The following is a 17,245-nucleotide window of genomic DNA, read 5'->3' as shown; positions in this document are numbered from 1 at the left end:
GAGAGGGTCCTATGACCAACCCCAAAAACACCAGCACGCTCAGCGCCGCACGCGAGTGGGACAAGACCAAAGCTCATTACATGCGTCTTGGTCTAGACAGCCGTTGTGCGGCCCAAGCCGCTTACGGCTCCCAGGACGGGTTTGCCGAGATTCATCCTCCGTGTGGAACCTGTCTCTCCGTCGTCAGCACCTTCCCCACCAAGGAGCCGGGGCTATGGCGCAGCCACAGCCGTAGGCACAGTCGTAGGCACGGCAGGGCAATGCCCCGGATCATGCCGTCAACGCCCGAGGGCTCGTACTTTAAGGGTGGACGTTACGCCTCCCCCCTCCCACCACCCCACTAACGCCCAGTCCACCCTCATTTCCCCATACCTCACCAACTTGGTGGCTGAAGATAATCACCAAGACGACCGGCGTGAGGTTGATCCTCGCGAGATCAACTGCCGGGGCTCGTCGTGGAAGATCTCCTACGTGGGACCGACTCGTGCACGAGTCGGTCCCCAAGGCGCTAAGGGCTCCCCCTAGCGCCGTCCGTTCCATCGGACGAAGAGTCTGGCAGGACCGTCGGCTTCGGGCCAGTGCTTCCGCCCATCCATACACGTGCCAGGGAGCCCGAAAACTTTTCATCCTGTAAGCGACCGGAGCGGCTAGGACGGCCGGGGCCAGCGGGTGATCGAGGGGGGTGTACCCCCCCCTCCTAAATGGGCCGTTCGACAGAACGATCCCTTCCCTGGTTGCCCATACCATCTGTCTTTCAACCCAAGAGAACTGAGACACTTTGGTTAAGAGACAGATATGCCCTGAGGGTAGGCCCGAAAGCGTCTCGCTGGACTGTCTCGCAAGTTCTTGCTACGTTCGGTGTAGTCGAACACTGTTGCGAGACACATCAAGGAGGAGCGGGCATGGGAAAGCTCATCGGGTACGCGAGGGTATCAACCCGGGCGCAGGACACGGATCGACAGGAGAGCGACCTGCTGGCCGCTGGTGTGCGGCGAGACGATCTCTACGTGGATCACGGCGTCAGTGGTGCGAAGGCCTCTCGGGTGGCGCTCGATAAGGCGTTGGCTGCCCTGCACGAGGGAGACACTCTGGTCATTACAACGCTGGACCGCTTGGGGCGCTCCACTGGAAACATGCTGGCGCTGGCTGAGGAGATTAGGGACAGGAGCGCAGGGCTCCGCGTACTGAATCTCGGCGGGGGTGACGTAGACACCGGCACGCCGATGGGTGGCATGGTTTTCACAGTGCTGGCGGCGCTGGCTCAAATGGAGTTGGAGATCAAGAAGGAGCGGATCACGGACAGCGTGTCCAAGCGACGTGCGGCGGGCAAGGATCTCGGTGGACGTAAGGCCAAGTTCACGGACTCGCAGATCAAGAAGGCGGCACGCCTGATCGCATCCGGCGAATCAGCGGCAGGGGTGGCACGTGATCTAGGAATGTCCAGGGCAACCCTGTATCGACGCCTGGATGCCCTCGAAGCGAAGGCAGGGGCATAACTGCGGGGCGGGCTCGACAGCCCACCTAACACGCCCCCACTGCCCCTGCAGGGGGCCTAGGAACGCTCAGGCCCCCTGCCCTTCATGGGACAGCGGAAGGCTATGTGCGGCCCTCTACGGGGCGTACATGGCGATCGGTAGGGCTGTAACAGCTTATTCCCTGCGCCCCGCGTCGCCTGAGCGCGCAACGAACGTCAGCCCTTGAAACAACTCAGAGCCAGAAGGGGGCGGCTGGTTGACGCCATCGTCCAGACGATAGGTGAATTCCTCGCCGTCTCCGTGGAAGGTGATGAAGACGCCGTCGCCTACACCCCTGAAGTTCTCCCTTCTGGTCCTCAGTCGCTGAATCTGACGCTCCTCCAGAGGCCCCTGGCCCTCCCCCGGGGCCTTCACTACTACCTGTACGGTATCGCGATCAAAAACCTTCGTAGAGCTCTTCCCATGTGGAAGTAACACGACGTTGCAGACGCGGCGCAGGTAGTCCTTGCGGTCATCAATGTGCATGCTTATCCACTCCGCAGCTTCGGGGCTGTTCATGGAGACTGGGCGAATGTCTTCCTCTGCTGGCACATGACGAGCCGCGGCCTCCTCCAAACGGACCATCGCCGCCGTCACAGCCTCCAGTTCCCTTTCTATGACGGCGTTGATGCTTCCAAGCATCTGCATCGGTATCTGTCCCAGCGCAGCCTGGACCCCTGCCTCTTCTTGGCGCTTGCGAAGCGCCGTAGCTTCTACCTGCAGTTGTTCGGCTTCCGGGTCCGGTCCAGTCGGGGCTTTCTTCGTCGCGGCCTCTGCGGCCCTTACTGCGATGATCGCCGTGTTTACGACGTCATCGACGAAAGCTACCCGCTTACTCACATGTCCGGAGCCTCGCACCGGGCATCGGTAGATCTTGTGCCGCGTGCCGTCGCGTGCAGTAACACCAGCCGTCCGAACGTAAGCACCACAGTGGCATTGGGCTATGCCTGCCAGTAGGTGTACTGCTTTGTTGGACTGCGAGCGCCTTCGAGCAGGATCGCGAAGGACAGCGCAGACTCCCCGCCATACGTTCTCGGACACGATCGCCGGGAAGGTCGACTCTCCAACAATCTCCCCGTGGTAGGACGCTAAACCAGCGTTCCGGGGGCGCTCCAGCGCCTGAGCTAGCTGTGCGTATCCCCACGGTTTTCCCCGTGTGGTGGTCAAGCCTTGATCGTTCATCTCCCGAATGATCGACCCTAAGCTGTCCCCCCTGAGCACGCGAGCGCAGGCGCTTGCGATCGCGGCAGACTCCTCAGGATGCAGCGCAGGAGTGCCATCCGTTATCGTCCAGCCGAAAGGGCGCGTGCCACCCGTCCATTTCCCTGCTCGGGTCGCTTGCTCCGAGGCTCTGCGAATCCTCGTCGCCTTCGTATCCGATTCATACCTTGCCGCAGCCCCAAGCATCCTCGCTATCATCTGCCCCGCGTCCGTAGCGAGGTCCATCTCACCGGCTTTCACGGACAGCGTGATCGCCTTGCCGTCACGGCATGCGTCTATGTAAGCCTCCAGTTCGACCGGACGCCTATGGAGCCGGTCAGGGTGCCAACACAGCACAGCGTCCACCTCGCCAGTCGCAACCCGTGCCACCATCGCTGAATACTCCGGACGGGCCTTGCCTGAGTAGGCACTGATGTCGTTGTCCTGAAAGACGCGAACTACCTCGTAGCCCTTCTCCTCCGCCAGTGCCCGGCAATCCTCCTCCTGGCGCTGCACGCCAAGCTTCTCCCCTGTCTTGTCGTCACTGATCCGGCAGTAGATGAAGGCTTTTGACCGCATTGGAGCAGCTTACTTTGTGCTGTGTGTGAGACATAATCGGGAACCCGCTGTTCAGGGCGATCAGCATGTCGAGGCTCTCGGCCTCGCGGACCTCGCCGACGATCAGCCGGTCGGGACGCATCCTGAGCGCCTCCTTCACGAGTCGCCGCAGTGGTATCTCTCCGTGGCCTTCGAGGTTGGGTTGCCGACACTGCAGTCCGACGACGTCCCGCAGCGGCAGTTGCAGTTCGAAGATCTCTTCGACGGTGATGACCCGCTCGCGGGGCCCGATGGACGCGCCGAGGCAGTTCAACAGGGTGGTCTTGCCAGCCTGCGTAGCCCCCGAGACGAGGATGTTGAGCCCGCTCGCGACCGCAGCTCCCAGGAATCGCGCCGCTTGGGGGGACAGCGATCCCAGCTCCACGAGGTGCTCGAGCCTCGAGGCACGTGCAATGAACTTCCTGATGTTCACCGACCAGTGGTTGCGTGTGATGTCGGGAATCACGACGTGCAGGCGCGAGCCGTCAGGAAGGGACGCATCGACGAACGGCGACGACAGGTCGAGGCGACGCCCGGACGACTTCAGCATCTTCTCGACCAGATCACGGACCTGCTGATCGGTCAGGGAGAGGGTCGTGAGCTCCGATTCGCCGTTTCGGGCGATGTACACCTCAGCAGGAGCGTTGATCCAGATCTCCTCGACAGTCGAGTCGTCGAGGAACGGCTGCAGTGCGCCGAAGCCAGCAACGGCGTCGTATATCTGTTTCCGTGCGAGATCGAGCCTGCCCAGGGGCGGAAGAACGCCGAGCGCCGATCGTTCCTCGTAGTCGGCTACGGCGTCGTTCACGAGGAGTTGCACCTCGGTCATCTCGCGGGCGGGGTCCAGTCCGCGTCTTCGGACGAGCTCACGCACCTCGCCCTCGACCAAGCGCACTGCATCCATCGATGTCCCCCAACATGTCTGCGCGCTGCGGTCGGCATGGTGCCGTTGCCCCGTCAGCTTCTGCTGCCACCACCCTACTGATGGTCACCCTCCACGACCAGAGTGCAGGCGCCCTGTGCATAAGTGCTCGAATCTCACGAACGCAGGGGCATGAGGGCTTGCGGCGACGCGACACGCGCAGCGAAATACTGCGACACGCGCAGGTTTTACTTAAGATTCCTCTTTCACTTCCGAATCGTTAGTCACACCAGTAACAGGAATGTAGGCTTCTCGGGATTCACTCAGCTGGCTGACGCCCGGATTTCGCTGGAGAAACCTCGTGACCTTGCCCTTCCCCGCCCGGCTTCTTTATGCCGCTGCGCTGTCCTTCGGTCTCCTGGCCGGCGCAGTGCCTGCAGTGGCGAATGACGCGGTACCTGCACCCTCACCCTCCGCGACCGCTGCGCCTCTTGCCCCCGCCGAGCAGGAGCCCACCGCTGCGCCGGAAACTGCGCCGACCGCTCCGAGCAAGGCGCCCGAGGCCCACGTCGGCGGAGAGAGCACCGCGTCGACCTCTGAAGAGCCTGCTACCGAGCCCGCGCCGACTTCCGCAGCGCAGGACGACGTCACTTCCTTCGTTCCTGACCTGAACTGGAACCCGCTGGACGACCCGAATTCGAATGCACGGTATGGCGAGCACTTCGCGCAGCCCGTGACCCCGATGAAAGCGGCCTCGCCACTGGCTACCGACGGCAGCATGGGAACCGCAGCCATCGGTCCCCGCACAGGGGACTTCAAAGTCACCCTCGTCACTGTGCAACTCTCCGGTAAGACGGTCGCTGATACAGACGCCATCAACATGACAGCGGCGCGCAACTCGATCACCAGCGCGAGTGCGTACTGGAAGTCGGTGTCGGACAACCGGCTATCGATGACCAAGGTGAATGAATACCGTCATGTGTCCGCGGCCAGGATCACCGATTCGTACGGAACGATCATGGCCACTGTGACGCGTGAGCTGAACTGGCAGTACCGTCCCTACGAAGCCCTCGTCATCTTCGTTCCGCATGCGGACCTGAACTACAACGGCTCCTGGGGCATCCTCGGTGGAGGCTTCACGGACAGCGCGACCAGCGGCCGCGTGATCATGCCCTACCCGTCGGCGCTGACCAACAATGTTGTTACCCATGAGTTCGGCCACGTCCTCGGACTGCACCACGCGAACTCCCTCGCCTGTTCCAACGGCCGTTTCGACGTCGCGCGGTCCGGCGCCTCCTGGGCCGACACCGCCTGCTACTCCTCGGAATACGGCGACACGACCGATCTCATGGGATTCGCACAGATCAGTTCGCCCGTGATCAACGCGTTCATGTGGGAATACGGCGGATTCGGCCGCGGCGACGAGATCCGCAACCTGGGAGATGCGTCGGGATCGGTACAGCACGTTCTGAGGCCCTGGGCCGGAACGGAGCCTGGTCGGGCCGTGAAGTTCACCGACCCGGTCAGCAAGGAGGTCTACTACCTGGAGCACCGCGCACCGGTGGGGTATGACGCGGCGACGGCCAAGAACGGCAATCAGGGCGTCAAGATCACCAAGAAGGACATTCTCGGCTGGAGCGGCAACGCGTCGGTGGTCCTCACTCCGAACAGCAAGGTCTCCGGATACAACAACCCGAACCTCACCTGGCAGGCCGGCCAGACCTTCACCACGCACAGCGGCACGAAAGTGCGCGTCGATTCGGTCGACGGCGCCAGCGCCCGCGTGACTGTCACAGCACCTGGAGCCAGCGCTTCGAATGGTAGTGCTGAGATTGCTGCTGTGGCTGCGCGTACTTCTGGTCTGGGTGCGGCTACCTCGGGCGTGGTGTGCGGACTCGTCAACGGCGGGTGCTTCCAGGACTACAGTGGCGGCGCGGTCATCTGGTCCCCCGCGACAGGAGCGCACGCGAGCCTGAACGGCGGCATCCGCTCCACGTGGAAGAACACAGGCTATGAGACCGGGCCCCTCGGCTACCCCACCGGAGCCCAGGTCTGCGGCATCCGAGACGGCGGCTGCTACCAGAACTTCCAGGGCGGGGCAATCCTGTGGTCTCCCGCAACAGGAGCCCACATCAGCACCAACGGAGCGATCCGCACCGCCTACCAGGGCAGCGGCTTCGAGAACGGGCCCCTGGGCTACCCGACCGGTAGCCAGGTCTGCGGGATCCGCGGCGGCGGGTGCTACCAGAACTACCAACGCGGAGCGATCCTCTGGTCAGCCTCTACCGGAGCCCAGATCAGCCCCAACGGCCCTATCCGCACCACCTACGCCGCGAACGGGTACGAAAACGGCGGTCTCGGCTACCCCACCGGACCCCAGATCTGCGGCATCACCGCCAATGGCTGCTATCAGGACTTCCAGGGCGGCGCCATCCACTGGACCGCGGCCACCGGAGCACACGCAACCGGCGGAGAGATCCGCCGAGCCTGGGCCCGGACCGGCTTCGAAACAGGCAACCTCGGATTCCCCACCAGCGCCGAGACCTGCGGACTGATCAATGGCGGCTGCTCCCAGAACTTCCAGGGCGGCGCCATCCACTGGACCCCGACCACCGGAGCCCACGCCACCGTCGGAGACATCCGCCGCACCTGGGCCAGTACCGGCTACCAGAACGGAACCCTCGGCTACCCCACCGGACCGGAAACCTGCGGCATCCGCGGCGGCGGCTGCTTCCAGAACTACCAGCACGGAGCCATCCTATGGTCTCCCGCTACCGGAGCCCAGATAAGCCCCACGGGCCCCATCCGCACCGCCTACCAGGCAACCGGATTCGAAGCAGGGAACCTCGGCTACCCCACCGGCCCCCAAACCTGCGGCATCAAGAACAACGGCTGCTACCAGAACTTCCAAGGCGGAGCAATCACCTGGAACCCCACCGCAGGAGCACACCCCACCGGCGGAGAAATACGCCGCACCTGGGCATCCACCGGCTACGAAAACGGACGACTCGGCTACCCCACCACCAACGAAACCTGCACCACAACCACAACCACAACCCGCTGCACCCAAACCTTCGACGGCGGCACCATCACCTGGACACCCACCACCGGAGCCACCATCCAATACACCTGAACCACCCCATGAGCCCGACCAGAACCCCTCAATCAGCCAGAACCCGCACCGCACACTTGGAGATCCTCGTGACACCCTTCAAAGTCAGGACAGCCGCAGCGCTCGTTGCATTGAGCGCTGCGATCATCCTCGGACCCAGCCCGGCGGTCGCGCAGACGCAACCTTCGCCAGCTCCAAGCAACGGCGATCAGACTGCACCACCAGCCGCTCCAGTCGATCCGACCAAACAGGCGATTCCTCCGGCCTCACCGCAACCGGCCGCCACGTCGGTTACTGAGGCCCCTAGCGCATCCACGAATACGAATACAGAGGGACCGGAAGGCGCGCTCTCCGACGAGCAAATGCTCGCAAACAAACGCGCGGTTGCCAGCCAGATAGGTTCCGACGGTGCTTCCTTGGGTCAGGGCGTCCTGCGATTGTCACGGACGGGTGATCCTCAGGTTCCCGCCCCCGAGGAAGAAGGCTCCACAGCGATCGAGGAAGACGGCGGGGGCGGTCTGGCCGCAGTCAATTACTGGAAACCCAGCGGTGTGCTAGGGGTGGACGTCAGCAGCCACCAGGGCACCGTCAACTGGCAGGCAGCGTGGAATGAAGGCGCCCGCTTCGCTTACACCAAAGCGACGGAATCGACCAACTACCGAAATCCCTTCTTCGGCGAGCAATACCAGGGCTCGACGAACGTCGGGATGCTTCGCGGCGCCTACCACTTCGCGATACCGAGTGTGAGCTCAGGAGCCGAACAAGCCAACTACTTCGTCAACAACGGCGGAGGCTGGTCGGCAGATGGAAAGACCCTTCCTCCCCTGCTCGACGTCGAGTACAACCCCTACTCAACGCTCGGCAACTCCTGCTACAACATGTCACCGGTTCAGATGGTGAACTGGATCCGCGATTTCTCCAACACGGTGCTCGCGCGCACGGGACGCGTTCCCATGATCTACACGACGGCCGACTGGTGGAACACCTGCACAGGCCGCTCCACAGCTTTCGGGAACCATCCCCTGCATCTTGCGAGTTACAGCAACGCCGCTCCGACCACCATGCCTGCAGGATGGTCGGGCTACGAGCTGTGGCAATACACGAGCCAGGGGCCTGTCGTCGGTGACTGGAACCAGTGGCCAGGCACTCTTTCCGCACTTCAAGCTTTCGCGCGGAACAATCAGGCGGCCGCTTCGAATGGTAGTGCTGAGATTGCTGCTGTGGCTGCGCGTACTTCTGGTCTGGGTGCGGCTACCTCGGGCGTGGTGTGCGGACTCGTCAACGGCGGGTGCTTCCAGGACTACAGTGGCGGCGCGGTCATCTGGTCCCCCGCGACAGGAGCGCACGCGAGCCTGAACGGCGGCATCCGCTCCACGTGGAAGAACACAGGCTATGAGACCGGGCCCCTCGGCTACCCCACCGGAGCCCAGGTCTGCGGCATCCGAGACGGCGGCTGCTACCAGAACTTCCAGGGCGGGGCAATCCTGTGGTCTCCCGCAACAGGAGCCCACATCAGCACCAACGGAGCGATCCGCACCGCCTACCAGGGCAGCGGCTTCGAGAACGGGCCCCTGGGCTACCCGACCGGTAGCCAGGTCTGCGGGATCCGCGGCGGCGGGTGCTACCAGAACTACCAACGCGGAGCGATCCTCTGGTCAGCCTCTACCGGAGCCCAGATCAGCCCCAACGGCCCTATCCGCACCACCTACGCCGCGAACGGGTACGAAAACGGCGGTCTCGGCTACCCCACCGGACCCCAGATCTGCGGCATCACCGCCAATGGCTGCTATCAGGACTTCCAGGGCGGCGCCATCCACTGGACCGCGGCCACCGGAGCACACGCAACCGGCGGAGAGATCCGCCGAGCCTGGGCCCGGACCGGCTTCGAAACAGGCAACCTCGGATTCCCCACCAGCGCCGAGACCTGCGGACTGATCAATGGCGGCTGCTCCCAGAACTTCCAGGGCGGCGCCATCCACTGGACCCCGACCACCGGAGCCCACGCCACCGTCGGAGACATCCGCCGCACCTGGGCCAGTACCGGCTACCAGAACGGAACCCTCGGCTACCCCACCGGACCGGAAACCTGCGGCATCCGCGGCGGCGGCTGCTTCCAGAACTACCAGCACGGAGCCATCCTATGGTCTCCCGCTACCGGAGCCCAGATAAGCCCCACGGGCCCCATCCGCACCGCCTACCAGGCAACCGGATTCGAAGCAGGGAACCTCGGCTACCCCACCGGCCCCCAAACCTGCGGCATCAAGAACAACGGCTGCTACCAGAACTTCCAAGGCGGAGCAATCACCTGGAACCCCACCGCAGGAGCACACCCCACCGGCGGAGAAATACGCCGCACCTGGGCATCCACCGGCTACGAAAACGGACGACTCGGCTACCCCACCACCAACGAAACCTGCACCACAACCACAACCACAACCCGCTGCACCCAAACCTTCGACGGCGGCACCATCACCTGGACACCCACCACCGGAGCCACCATCCAATACACCTGAACCACCCCATGAGCCCGACCAGAACCCCTCAATCAGCCAGAACCCGCACTGCACGATTTTTGAGCGCCTTCCGCTTGTTCGGTAGGCATCAGGTCTGCGCTAACTGCTAGTAAACTGCTAGTAGTAGGGGAGGAGGGCTTGAGGGGACAAGCACTGCCCCTGCCCGCGGCTACAACGGAGACCTCCGAAGACAACGCTTGAACGGAGGTCTCCGATAACACAGGCTGGCACATGTGGGACCTGCGCCTCGTCCATTCTTTAGGGCACGCATCATCGGCAATAGGAAGTGCCTGCATCATCTCGACGGACTCCGGGAGACAGGGACTAGGCCGGGCGCAGTACCGAAGCTGCTCGCTTCGTAGGTGGTCGCTGTGCGGACGGGATCTGTAAATGCCATTTTGCTGCATCGCATATAGGCGCTCCGCCTAGCACGACTCCTTGCGACGCTGCTGCCGGAACCCGCGCGCACAACACCGTTGGCAAGCCACGCTCAGAACGGTGGCCGGCACCCCCTGCACCGTCTAACAATCGGAGCACCTAGCGCAGCCCCCACCGTGACTTTGGATGAAGCACCCAGCGGGAGACGTCTGTGCCGGAAACACGATCAGGGAAGAATTTCAGATCGGCGATGCGCAGGAAGCGACCGAACGAGCGACCCGACCGGCTCTTCACGGGGTTTGCGGAAGAGCGCTTCGAAAATACCCTTGGCAATCGATCTGGCCCATAGCCCCTTGTCCGCGGCGTGCGGACCTTGCCCCAAGGCATGGACAACGTAGAACGTCGAATCGAAGATTTTCCGCGGAAGTGACAGTTCCGGGTTGCTCTTGATTACCCAGATCTGATTCCGAAGGTGGTAGAAGAGGCGGCCCTTCATGTCCTTCGAGCCGCCGGCGTTCATTGGGTGCTTGATAGTGCTCTTGCTGACCATCACTGCGGGAGCAAGTCGCGATAGCCTCAGCGTGTACTCCATGTCATCGATCCAGATGAAGTAATCGCGCTGCGGCAGGTGTGTCGTGCGGGCGACTGCCACATTGACGAGAACTCCCACGAAGGTTGCAGCGCGGACCGCAATGGTACCGTTCCTCTGCGCCTTCAGCTGATGCTGCATGTCAGTGCTCAGCACCGGGAGGTTCCCGACATTCGGTGTGCCCGTGTCATGAGTAGTGACCATTGAGGCAGCGAACGAGAGAGTGTCGTCACTGGTTTCCACTGCCGCCATCAACTCCTCGAACGAGTTGAGATCGGGCTCTCCATCGTCATCCATGAGCCAGACGTAGTCGTGCCCTCGTTCAGCCGCGAGCTCTACGCCCCAGGCAAAACCCCCTGCCCCGCCCAGATTCGCCCCGGTCTCGAAGAGGAAGACTCCAGGATATAGCTTTCGCACCATGTCTGGACCACCATCGGTCGATCCGTTGTCGACGACAATGATCTCGTCGAGCGGGCGCGTCTGCTGTGTGAGAGCCGATATACACTTCTCAAGCAGTTCTCTCCGGTTGTAGGAGACAACAACTGCTGCGTTCGACATAATTTCCTTCGCTTTTCCCTTGCATCAACGCTTCGATACTAACGGGCTGAGGGCGCGCACGGCGCCACCGCCGGGCACACCGGGTCGACAGGTGCGCGCATACTGCTACTGCGACAGAAGGCTCATCAAATACTGCCCATAGCCGCTTTTCACCAGCGGCCTCGCACGTTCCAGGAGTTCGTCGTCCGAAAGGTTGCCGAGGCGCCAGCTGATCTCTTCAGGACAGCCGATGGACAACCCTTGGCGTTTTTGGACCGTTCTGATGAAGTCCGATGCTTCGTTCAGGGAATCGAAAGTGCCGGTATCGAGCCAGGCAGTACCTCTGGGCAGGATCTCCACGTGCAACGCGCCCCGGTCGAGGTACGCTCGGTTGATGTCGGTGATTTCCAGTTCCCCACGGGGGGACGGTTTGAGATTCGCCGCTATGTCGATGACGTCGTTGTCATAGAAGTAGAGTCCAGGAACTGCGAAATGGCTCTTGGGGTGCTCCGGCTTTTCTTCCAGCGATACCGCTCGCCCCTCGGCATTGAACTCAACGACACCGTATGCTGTCGGGTCCGCAACCCAGTAGCCGAAGATTGCTCCGCCGTCGATATCGGCGAACCGGCGGAGCTGCGTTCCCATGCCCTGACCGTAGAAGATGTTATCGCCAAGCACGAGGGCGACCGGACCGGATCCGATGTGATCCGCCCCAAGCACGAACGCTTGGGCCAAGCCGTCAGGGGAAGGCTGCTTCATGTAGGTAAGGCTTACGCCGAAGCGGCTGCCATCCCCCAGCAATCTCTCAAACTGCTCGGCGTCGTGGGGCGTCGTGATGATCAGGATGTCCTTGATGCCTGCGAGAATCAGCGTGGACAGCGGATAGTAGATCATCGGCTTGTCGTAAACAGGAACCAGCTGCTTGCTGACGCCTAGTGTGATGGGGTGCAGCCGGGACCCTGTTCCGCCGGCAAGGATGATTCCACGCATAGCCGCCATCATTCCGGTGAAGGAGCACTAACAGCAAGTCGCCACCAGCAGAGGGCTGCGGGTCATGGTCGCTAGGAACCAAGGAGCGACCGGGGACTACTGCCATGCGAGCTCCGTCCGAGCGGTCGCGCTGACGGCCAGATGAGGGCGATGTGGGATACTGAGGCAGTGAATCGCACCTGGGTCGTTATCCCGATGTACAACGAAGCAACTGTGGTCCGCTCGGTGATCGAAAGTCTCAGGCCAGTCTTCCCGAATGTCGTGTGCGTCGACGATGGAAGTTCTGATGGATCTCAGGAGATTGCTCGGGCAGCCGGAGCTGTGGTCGTGCAGCACCCCATCAATCTCGGGCAGGGGGCCGCCCTTCAAACCGGCATAGAGTTCGCCCTCCAGGATCCGGACACGCGAAATATTGTCACGTTCGACGCCGACGGCCAGCATCGCGTCGTCGATGCCGCGGCGATGGTTGCCAGGCTGGACGCAGGGGAAGCCGACATCATCCTCGGGTCTAGATTCCTGGACGACAGGACCCAGATCGGCCCCATGAAGAGGCTTGTGCTGAAGACAGCTGCCGTCCAATCCCGTCTGGCGACCGGACTGGATCTGACGGACGCCCACAACGGGCTGCGGGCTCTGAATCGTGACGTTGCATCGAAGATCCACCTCACGCAGAACCGCATGGCCCACGCGTCCGAACTGGTTCACCAGATCGCAGAGATCAAGCCTCGCTGGGCCGAGCACCCTGTCGAGATCATCTACACCGATTACTCGAAGTCCAAGGGTCAGTCGCTGCTCAACTCCGTCAATATCCTCGCCGAACTCTTCTTTAGGTGATCCCGTGCTGCTGATCGTCCAAATCGTCCTGGTACTCGCCGTCATCCTGGTGTCACTGGTGCTGATGCGCGGGGGGGCCAATGCCCGGCATCTGGCAATCCGCCGCATCATGCTCATGATCTTTGCCGTCGCTGCGGTCGCTTCGATCTTCCTCCCCGAAGTGCTGACAGCAGTGGCTTCGTTCCTCGGGGTGGGGCGAGGCACCGATCTGGTCCTCTACGCCACGATCGTGAGCTTCTTCGTTTTCATGGCAACGACCTACCAGCGCTTTCGGCATGCCGAGAACGCCCTGACAGCTTTGTCCCGCCGTATCGCACTGGACGAAGCCCCGAAGCCCTGGATCGACGGGCGTAGCTGAGACCGCGTACCACTGCCGGAACGACGGCGGTGGGAAGACTCAGCTGAGGACGTGACGCGTAAGGCTCGAAATCGATGCCTTGCGCCCCTTGAGGAGTGAGCTTGCGAGCAGCGACACCGCGTTCAGCCGCGAGGTAATGTGCAGCGATGCCGCTCGGGCTGCCTTGGGCCATCCGAGGGCCGCGAATCGCTCAGCCTCGATCTCGAAGAACCGGCGTTCCTCGTCGAACCGCCGGCCGTCGAGTGCCCGTACCGATGAGTCCGACCCGGAGTGGCGGCGGTACAGGAAGGCCAATTCGGGCTGTAGCACCATCGTCCCTCCGTCGGCTGCGATGTCGAGCAGTAGCGCAAGGTCCTGCACGACGTCGAACTCGGGACGGAAACCGATGCGCGTGATGGTCTCGGAGCGCCATGCAAGGGAGGGGAAGTAGTGCCAGCCCGCATGCAGCAGGCTCGTGGCGAGACGCTCGCCCTGCAGCACGGTCGGCGTCGTAGCGTTGGGCATCGCGATGCTCTTGACCCTATCCACGAGAGGCGCGACAACCGCTCCATTCTCGTCGATCACCTGCACGCCGGGCTGCACTACGTCGGCAGTGGGATAGGCGGAGAATGTGTCGACCACCGTCTGCAGGTAGTTCGGCAGCATCAGGTCGTCCGCGCCCATGATGACGGCGATGGGTGCCTCGACGAGCTCGAGTGCGCGCCTGTAGTTCCCGTTCGCGCCCAGATTCGACTCATTCCGCTGGTAGGAAACCCGCTCGTCGTGGATTTCCCCGAACCAACGGGCTGGTTCAGGATCGGGGTAGCCATCGTCCACCACAACCAGCCTCCAGTCCTGGAATTGCTGGCTCATCACGCTACGTGCGGCCTTCTTCATGAGATCGACATCCCCGTAGTAGGGAAACAGGACGTCAACGGAGGCCATGGCAATCTTTCTGCAGTGGGACGGCGGCGGGGACGGATGCGTCCCAACGACACCTCAACTATAGAGAGGCGGGTTGTGCGAAGTGAAAAAGCCGTTCGGTAGACTCGTTCGGGATCATTGGCAGCTAGGACGGGAATGGGCATGGGACCGGACACACACTCCGGCGATGAGCGCGTGATTCGCGCTAGCGTATGTATGGCCGTCTACAACGGCGCCGCTCATGTCACTGAACAGCTCGATTCCATCGTGGCGCAGCTGGGACCTGACGACGAGGTGATCGTCGTTGATGACGCCTCGACCGACTCGTCCCTCGACATCATCGAGGATTTCAAGGACGACCGGATCCGGCTCGTTCGCTCCGCGGTCAATCGCGGTTATGTCCGCACGTTCGAAGCGGCGCTGACAGCGAGCCGGGGCAGATACATCTTTCTCTCGGATCAGGACGATGTGTGGCTACCGGGACGGCTGGACGTCATGATCGATGCAATGAGCACGTCATCCGTCGTCGCGAGCAATTTCTCGTTCTTCGGTCAGCAGCCGAGATCCATAGAATCGCTGAGGTTGAGGGCGGTCGACAGCTCGAGGAAAAGGACAAATCTGCTGCTCCTGTGGGTTGGAGTACGCCCTTATTACGGGTGCGCAATGGCATTCCGTCGGGACGTCGCCCCGCTCATACTGCCGTTCCCTCAGTCCCTTTACGAGACACACGATCAGTGGATCGCTCTAGTGGGGAACCTGGCCGGCGAAATGCGTCACATCGAGCAGGACACGTTGTCCCGGCGCCTCCATGACACCAACACCACCCCGAAGAAAGCTCGATCCCCCTTCCTCATCGTGCGTTCCCGATTGATGCTTGCCCGAGCCTTCTTCGTAGCTGCCCGACGCATTCGCAAATATCGCAGCGGGGGAAACCCCAATGACTAGTGTCGGGTTCGGCTTCGGGATAGTGGCTCTTGCTGCTTACCAACCGCCTGCACAGCTTTTCGCCCGCCAGCTGTTGTCGATCCAAGCCCAGACGTACTCGAACTTCCGTTGCCTCATATCCGTGGACGGTGACCACGAGGATGTAGCTGCGACTGTCCGGAGCATCTGCGGGGACGACGATCGCTTCGAGGTTGTCGGCTTCGCCGAGCGCCTGGGATTTTACGGGAACTTCGAAAGGGTCCTCGCGGCAGTTCCGTCGACCGCACGTTGGATCGCTCTGAGCGACCAGGACGACTACTGGTATCCGGAGAAGCTGGCGACACTTCTTCCACACCTGGACGGACACTCGCTCGTGTCCGGCCAGGCACGTGTGACTAGAGACAACGGCGAAGTACTCACCGCAGGGACTGAACGACGTCAAGTGCCGCTTGTCGACCTCTTCAGCGAGAATCAGGTGACCGGTTCGCTCAGCGTGCTCCGGACCGAACTACTGTCCGTTGCGCTTCCATTCCCCCAACTGAACACGCCGGCGCAGTACCACGATCACTGGCTTGGGGTTTGCGCCGGGGCATCGCAGGGCTACTTCGTGGTCGAGACTCTCGTTCAGGACTACATTCAGCACCAGGACAACGTCGTCGGTGAGAATCGCACCGGCCTGAGGAACATCGCAGGCAGAGTGAGGACGCTGGCGCGCACCTTCGAGGGTTCGGCCTCGCCACCAGCGCTGGCTCGGTTCCTGTACAAGGCTGGCATCGGCTGGAGGAAGGTCATGGCCGACACTCTCGCCACAAGAACGCCAGCTGGTTCGGTTGAATTGGCCGGCGTGGTGGCGGCCTACTCGTCCAGTGCCGTGCCCGGAGCCGCGGCCGTCGCGGTAGTTCGTGGAGTCCGACGGAAGACAGTCCCGCTACGCCGAGCGGTCGAGCTCCTAGCCAGTCTCGCAGCAGCCGTCGCCGTCGGCCCTGGAAGGACGACCCCGTGAGCGATCCGGTCGTCGTCGCGGTGATCAGCAGCTTTCGTCCGTCTCTCGCGCTCGTCCATCGGTATACCGCCCTGGTCGGCCAGGTGTCCGCGGTCGTCGTTGCTGATGACGGGTCCGGGCCAGACGCAGAAGCAGTTCTCTCCCGATTGGAAGCACTCGGAGCCCATGTCATCCGGCGCGGTAGCAATGACGGGATCGCGGTCACGCTCAACGAGGGCATTGCGTGGGCGCGCGAGTACCATGCCGAATTCGTTCTGACCCTCGATCAGGACACCGACCTCGAACCCGGGTACGTCGATCACCTCCTGGACACCGCACACGAAGCGCGCAGGGCCGGGCTACCCGTAGGGACGGTCTCCTATGCTCGACAGAACCAGCGGCCAGTAGCCCTCTCAGGAGCGGAGCGAGGATTCGGCCTCGCCTACGATCCGATGCAGTCGGGCCTCCTGATCCCGGCGTCCACCCTCGACGCTGTCGGAGCGCTCCGCGACGACCTATTCATCGACTGGGTGGATACGGAATTCAACGAACGCGTGCGCGCAGCTGGTCTTTTCACCCTCGTCGCCGCCGGCACCAATCTGGAACATTCCCTCGGCTCCATGCGCCCACTGACCATTCTTGGACGGCCGCTGAGCCGGGCCGGGAGACAGCTGTCGATCGCCTACCATCCGCCCTTCAGAACCTATTACATCGCCCGCAACGGTGTACTGGTTGCGCGAGAGTCGTTTCGGCGCGCTCCTGGCTGGACCTTCTCGCGGCTTGGCCATGATGTCGTCGGGCACCTAGCCAGGGTGGCTCTAGGCCCGCAGCGCGGCAAGCACGTCCTCGCCCTCGCTCGCGGCACCGCGGACGGAGTGCGGGGCCGGACCGGAAAATTGCCTGGACATCTGCAGCGTCGCTTGACCTGACCGGCTCCAGGGCGCACAGACAA

12 protein-coding genes and 1 pseudogene are annotated in these 17,245 nt (G+C 62.6%); 8 read left to right on the top strand and 5 right to left on the bottom strand.

Features of this window, described 5'->3' with window-relative positions; genetic code table 11:
- Positions 1-902 precede the first annotated feature (902 nt).
- Positions 903-1,496 carry a recombinase family protein gene (locus FDK12_RS02045; RefSeq protein WP_137367982.1) on the top strand — a complete coding sequence of 198 codons (594 nt, stop codon included), beginning with the start codon at positions 903-905 and terminating at the stop codon, positions 1,494-1,496.
- A gap of 153 nt (positions 1,497-1,649) precedes the next feature.
- On the opposite strand, the gene FDK12_RS02040 is transcribed toward FDK12_RS02045, so the two are convergent.
- Together FDK12_RS02040 and FDK12_RS02035 are read right to left on the bottom strand one after the other, a co-directional pair.
- The gene (locus FDK12_RS02040; protein ID WP_137367981.1) at positions 1,650-3,293 is read right to left on the bottom strand and encodes a recombinase family protein; all 1,644 of its coding nucleotides are present in this window, start codon (positions 3,291-3,293) and stop codon (positions 1,650-1,652) included.
- A pseudogene (locus FDK12_RS02035) lies at positions 3,265-4,215 on the bottom strand (CpaF family protein); the annotation flags it as partial. The gene FDK12_RS02040 and the pseudogene FDK12_RS02035, both read right to left, overlap by 29 nt.
- Before the next feature lie 319 nt (positions 4,216-4,534).
- Between FDK12_RS02035 and FDK12_RS02030 the strand changes: the two are divergent.
- Both FDK12_RS02030 and FDK12_RS02025 read left to right on the top strand, forming a co-directional pair.
- A complete protein-coding gene (locus FDK12_RS02030; protein ID WP_137367980.1) occupies positions 4,535-7,306 on the top strand; it encodes a hypothetical protein in 2,772 nt (923 codons plus the stop codon).
- Between the two features lie 395 nt (positions 7,307-7,701).
- The gene (locus tag FDK12_RS02025; RefSeq protein WP_223263026.1) at positions 7,702-9,798 is read left to right on the top strand and encodes a GH25 family lysozyme; all 2,097 of its coding nucleotides are present in this window, start codon (positions 7,702-7,704) and stop codon (positions 9,796-9,798) included.
- Positions 9,799-10,402: 604 nt separating this feature from the next.
- Here FDK12_RS02025 and FDK12_RS02020 read toward each other — a convergent pair.
- Together FDK12_RS02020 and rfbA are read right to left on the bottom strand one after the other, a co-directional pair.
- Positions 10,403-11,323, bottom strand: a complete 921-nt coding sequence (locus tag FDK12_RS02020) for a glycosyltransferase family 2 protein (RefSeq protein WP_137367978.1) — start codon at positions 11,321-11,323, stop codon at positions 10,403-10,405.
- 105 nt (positions 11,324-11,428) lie between these two features.
- Positions 11,429-12,292, bottom strand: a complete 864-nt coding sequence (rfbA, locus tag FDK12_RS02015; RefSeq protein WP_137367977.1) for a glucose-1-phosphate thymidylyltransferase RfbA — start codon at positions 12,290-12,292, stop codon at positions 11,429-11,431.
- Between the two features lie 150 nt (positions 12,293-12,442).
- On the opposite strand from rfbA, the gene FDK12_RS02010 reads away from it, so the two are divergent.
- Entirely contained in the window at positions 12,443-13,126 is a 684-nt protein-coding gene (locus FDK12_RS02010) for a glycosyltransferase family 2 protein (RefSeq protein WP_189636249.1), read from the top strand.
- A gap of 4 nt (positions 13,127-13,130) precedes the next feature.
- Positions 13,131-13,484 carry a DUF2304 domain-containing protein gene (locus FDK12_RS02005; RefSeq protein WP_137367976.1) on the top strand — a complete coding sequence of 118 codons (354 nt, stop codon included), beginning with the start codon at positions 13,131-13,133 and terminating at the stop codon, positions 13,482-13,484.
- Between the two features lie 39 nt (positions 13,485-13,523).
- On the opposite strand, the gene FDK12_RS02000 is transcribed toward FDK12_RS02005, so the two are convergent.
- On the bottom strand, positions 13,524-14,408 hold the full coding sequence (locus FDK12_RS02000; protein ID WP_137367975.1) for a glycosyltransferase family 2 protein: 885 nt from the start codon (positions 14,406-14,408) through the stop codon (positions 13,524-13,526).
- A gap of 195 nt (positions 14,409-14,603) precedes the next feature.
- Here FDK12_RS02000 and FDK12_RS01995 point away from each other — a divergent pair, with 195 nt between their 5' ends.
- From FDK12_RS01995 to FDK12_RS01985, 3 genes are read left to right on the top strand one after another with little or no spacing between them, the layout of a single operon-like run.
- A complete protein-coding gene (locus tag FDK12_RS01995; RefSeq protein WP_137367974.1) occupies positions 14,604-15,332 on the top strand; it encodes a glycosyltransferase in 729 nt (242 codons plus the stop codon).
- Positions 15,325-16,314, top strand: a complete 990-nt coding sequence (locus FDK12_RS01990) for a glycosyltransferase (protein WP_137367973.1) — start codon at positions 15,325-15,327, stop codon at positions 16,312-16,314. Before FDK12_RS01995 ends, FDK12_RS01990 begins: the two co-directional genes overlap by 8 nt.
- Positions 16,311-17,222, top strand: a complete 912-nt coding sequence (locus FDK12_RS01985; protein WP_189636233.1) for a glycosyltransferase — start codon at positions 16,311-16,313, stop codon at positions 17,220-17,222. The genes FDK12_RS01990 and FDK12_RS01985 overlap by 4 nt, the downstream gene beginning before the upstream one ends.
- Positions 17,223-17,245 lie beyond the last annotated feature (23 nt).

The sequence above is a fragment of the Arthrobacter sp. NamB2 genome (assembly GCF_005281365.1).
In the GTDB taxonomy this organism is placed as follows: domain Bacteria; phylum Actinomycetota; class Actinomycetes; order Actinomycetales; family Micrococcaceae; genus Arthrobacter_D.
This window is presented reverse-complemented; position numbering and strand designations above follow the sequence as displayed.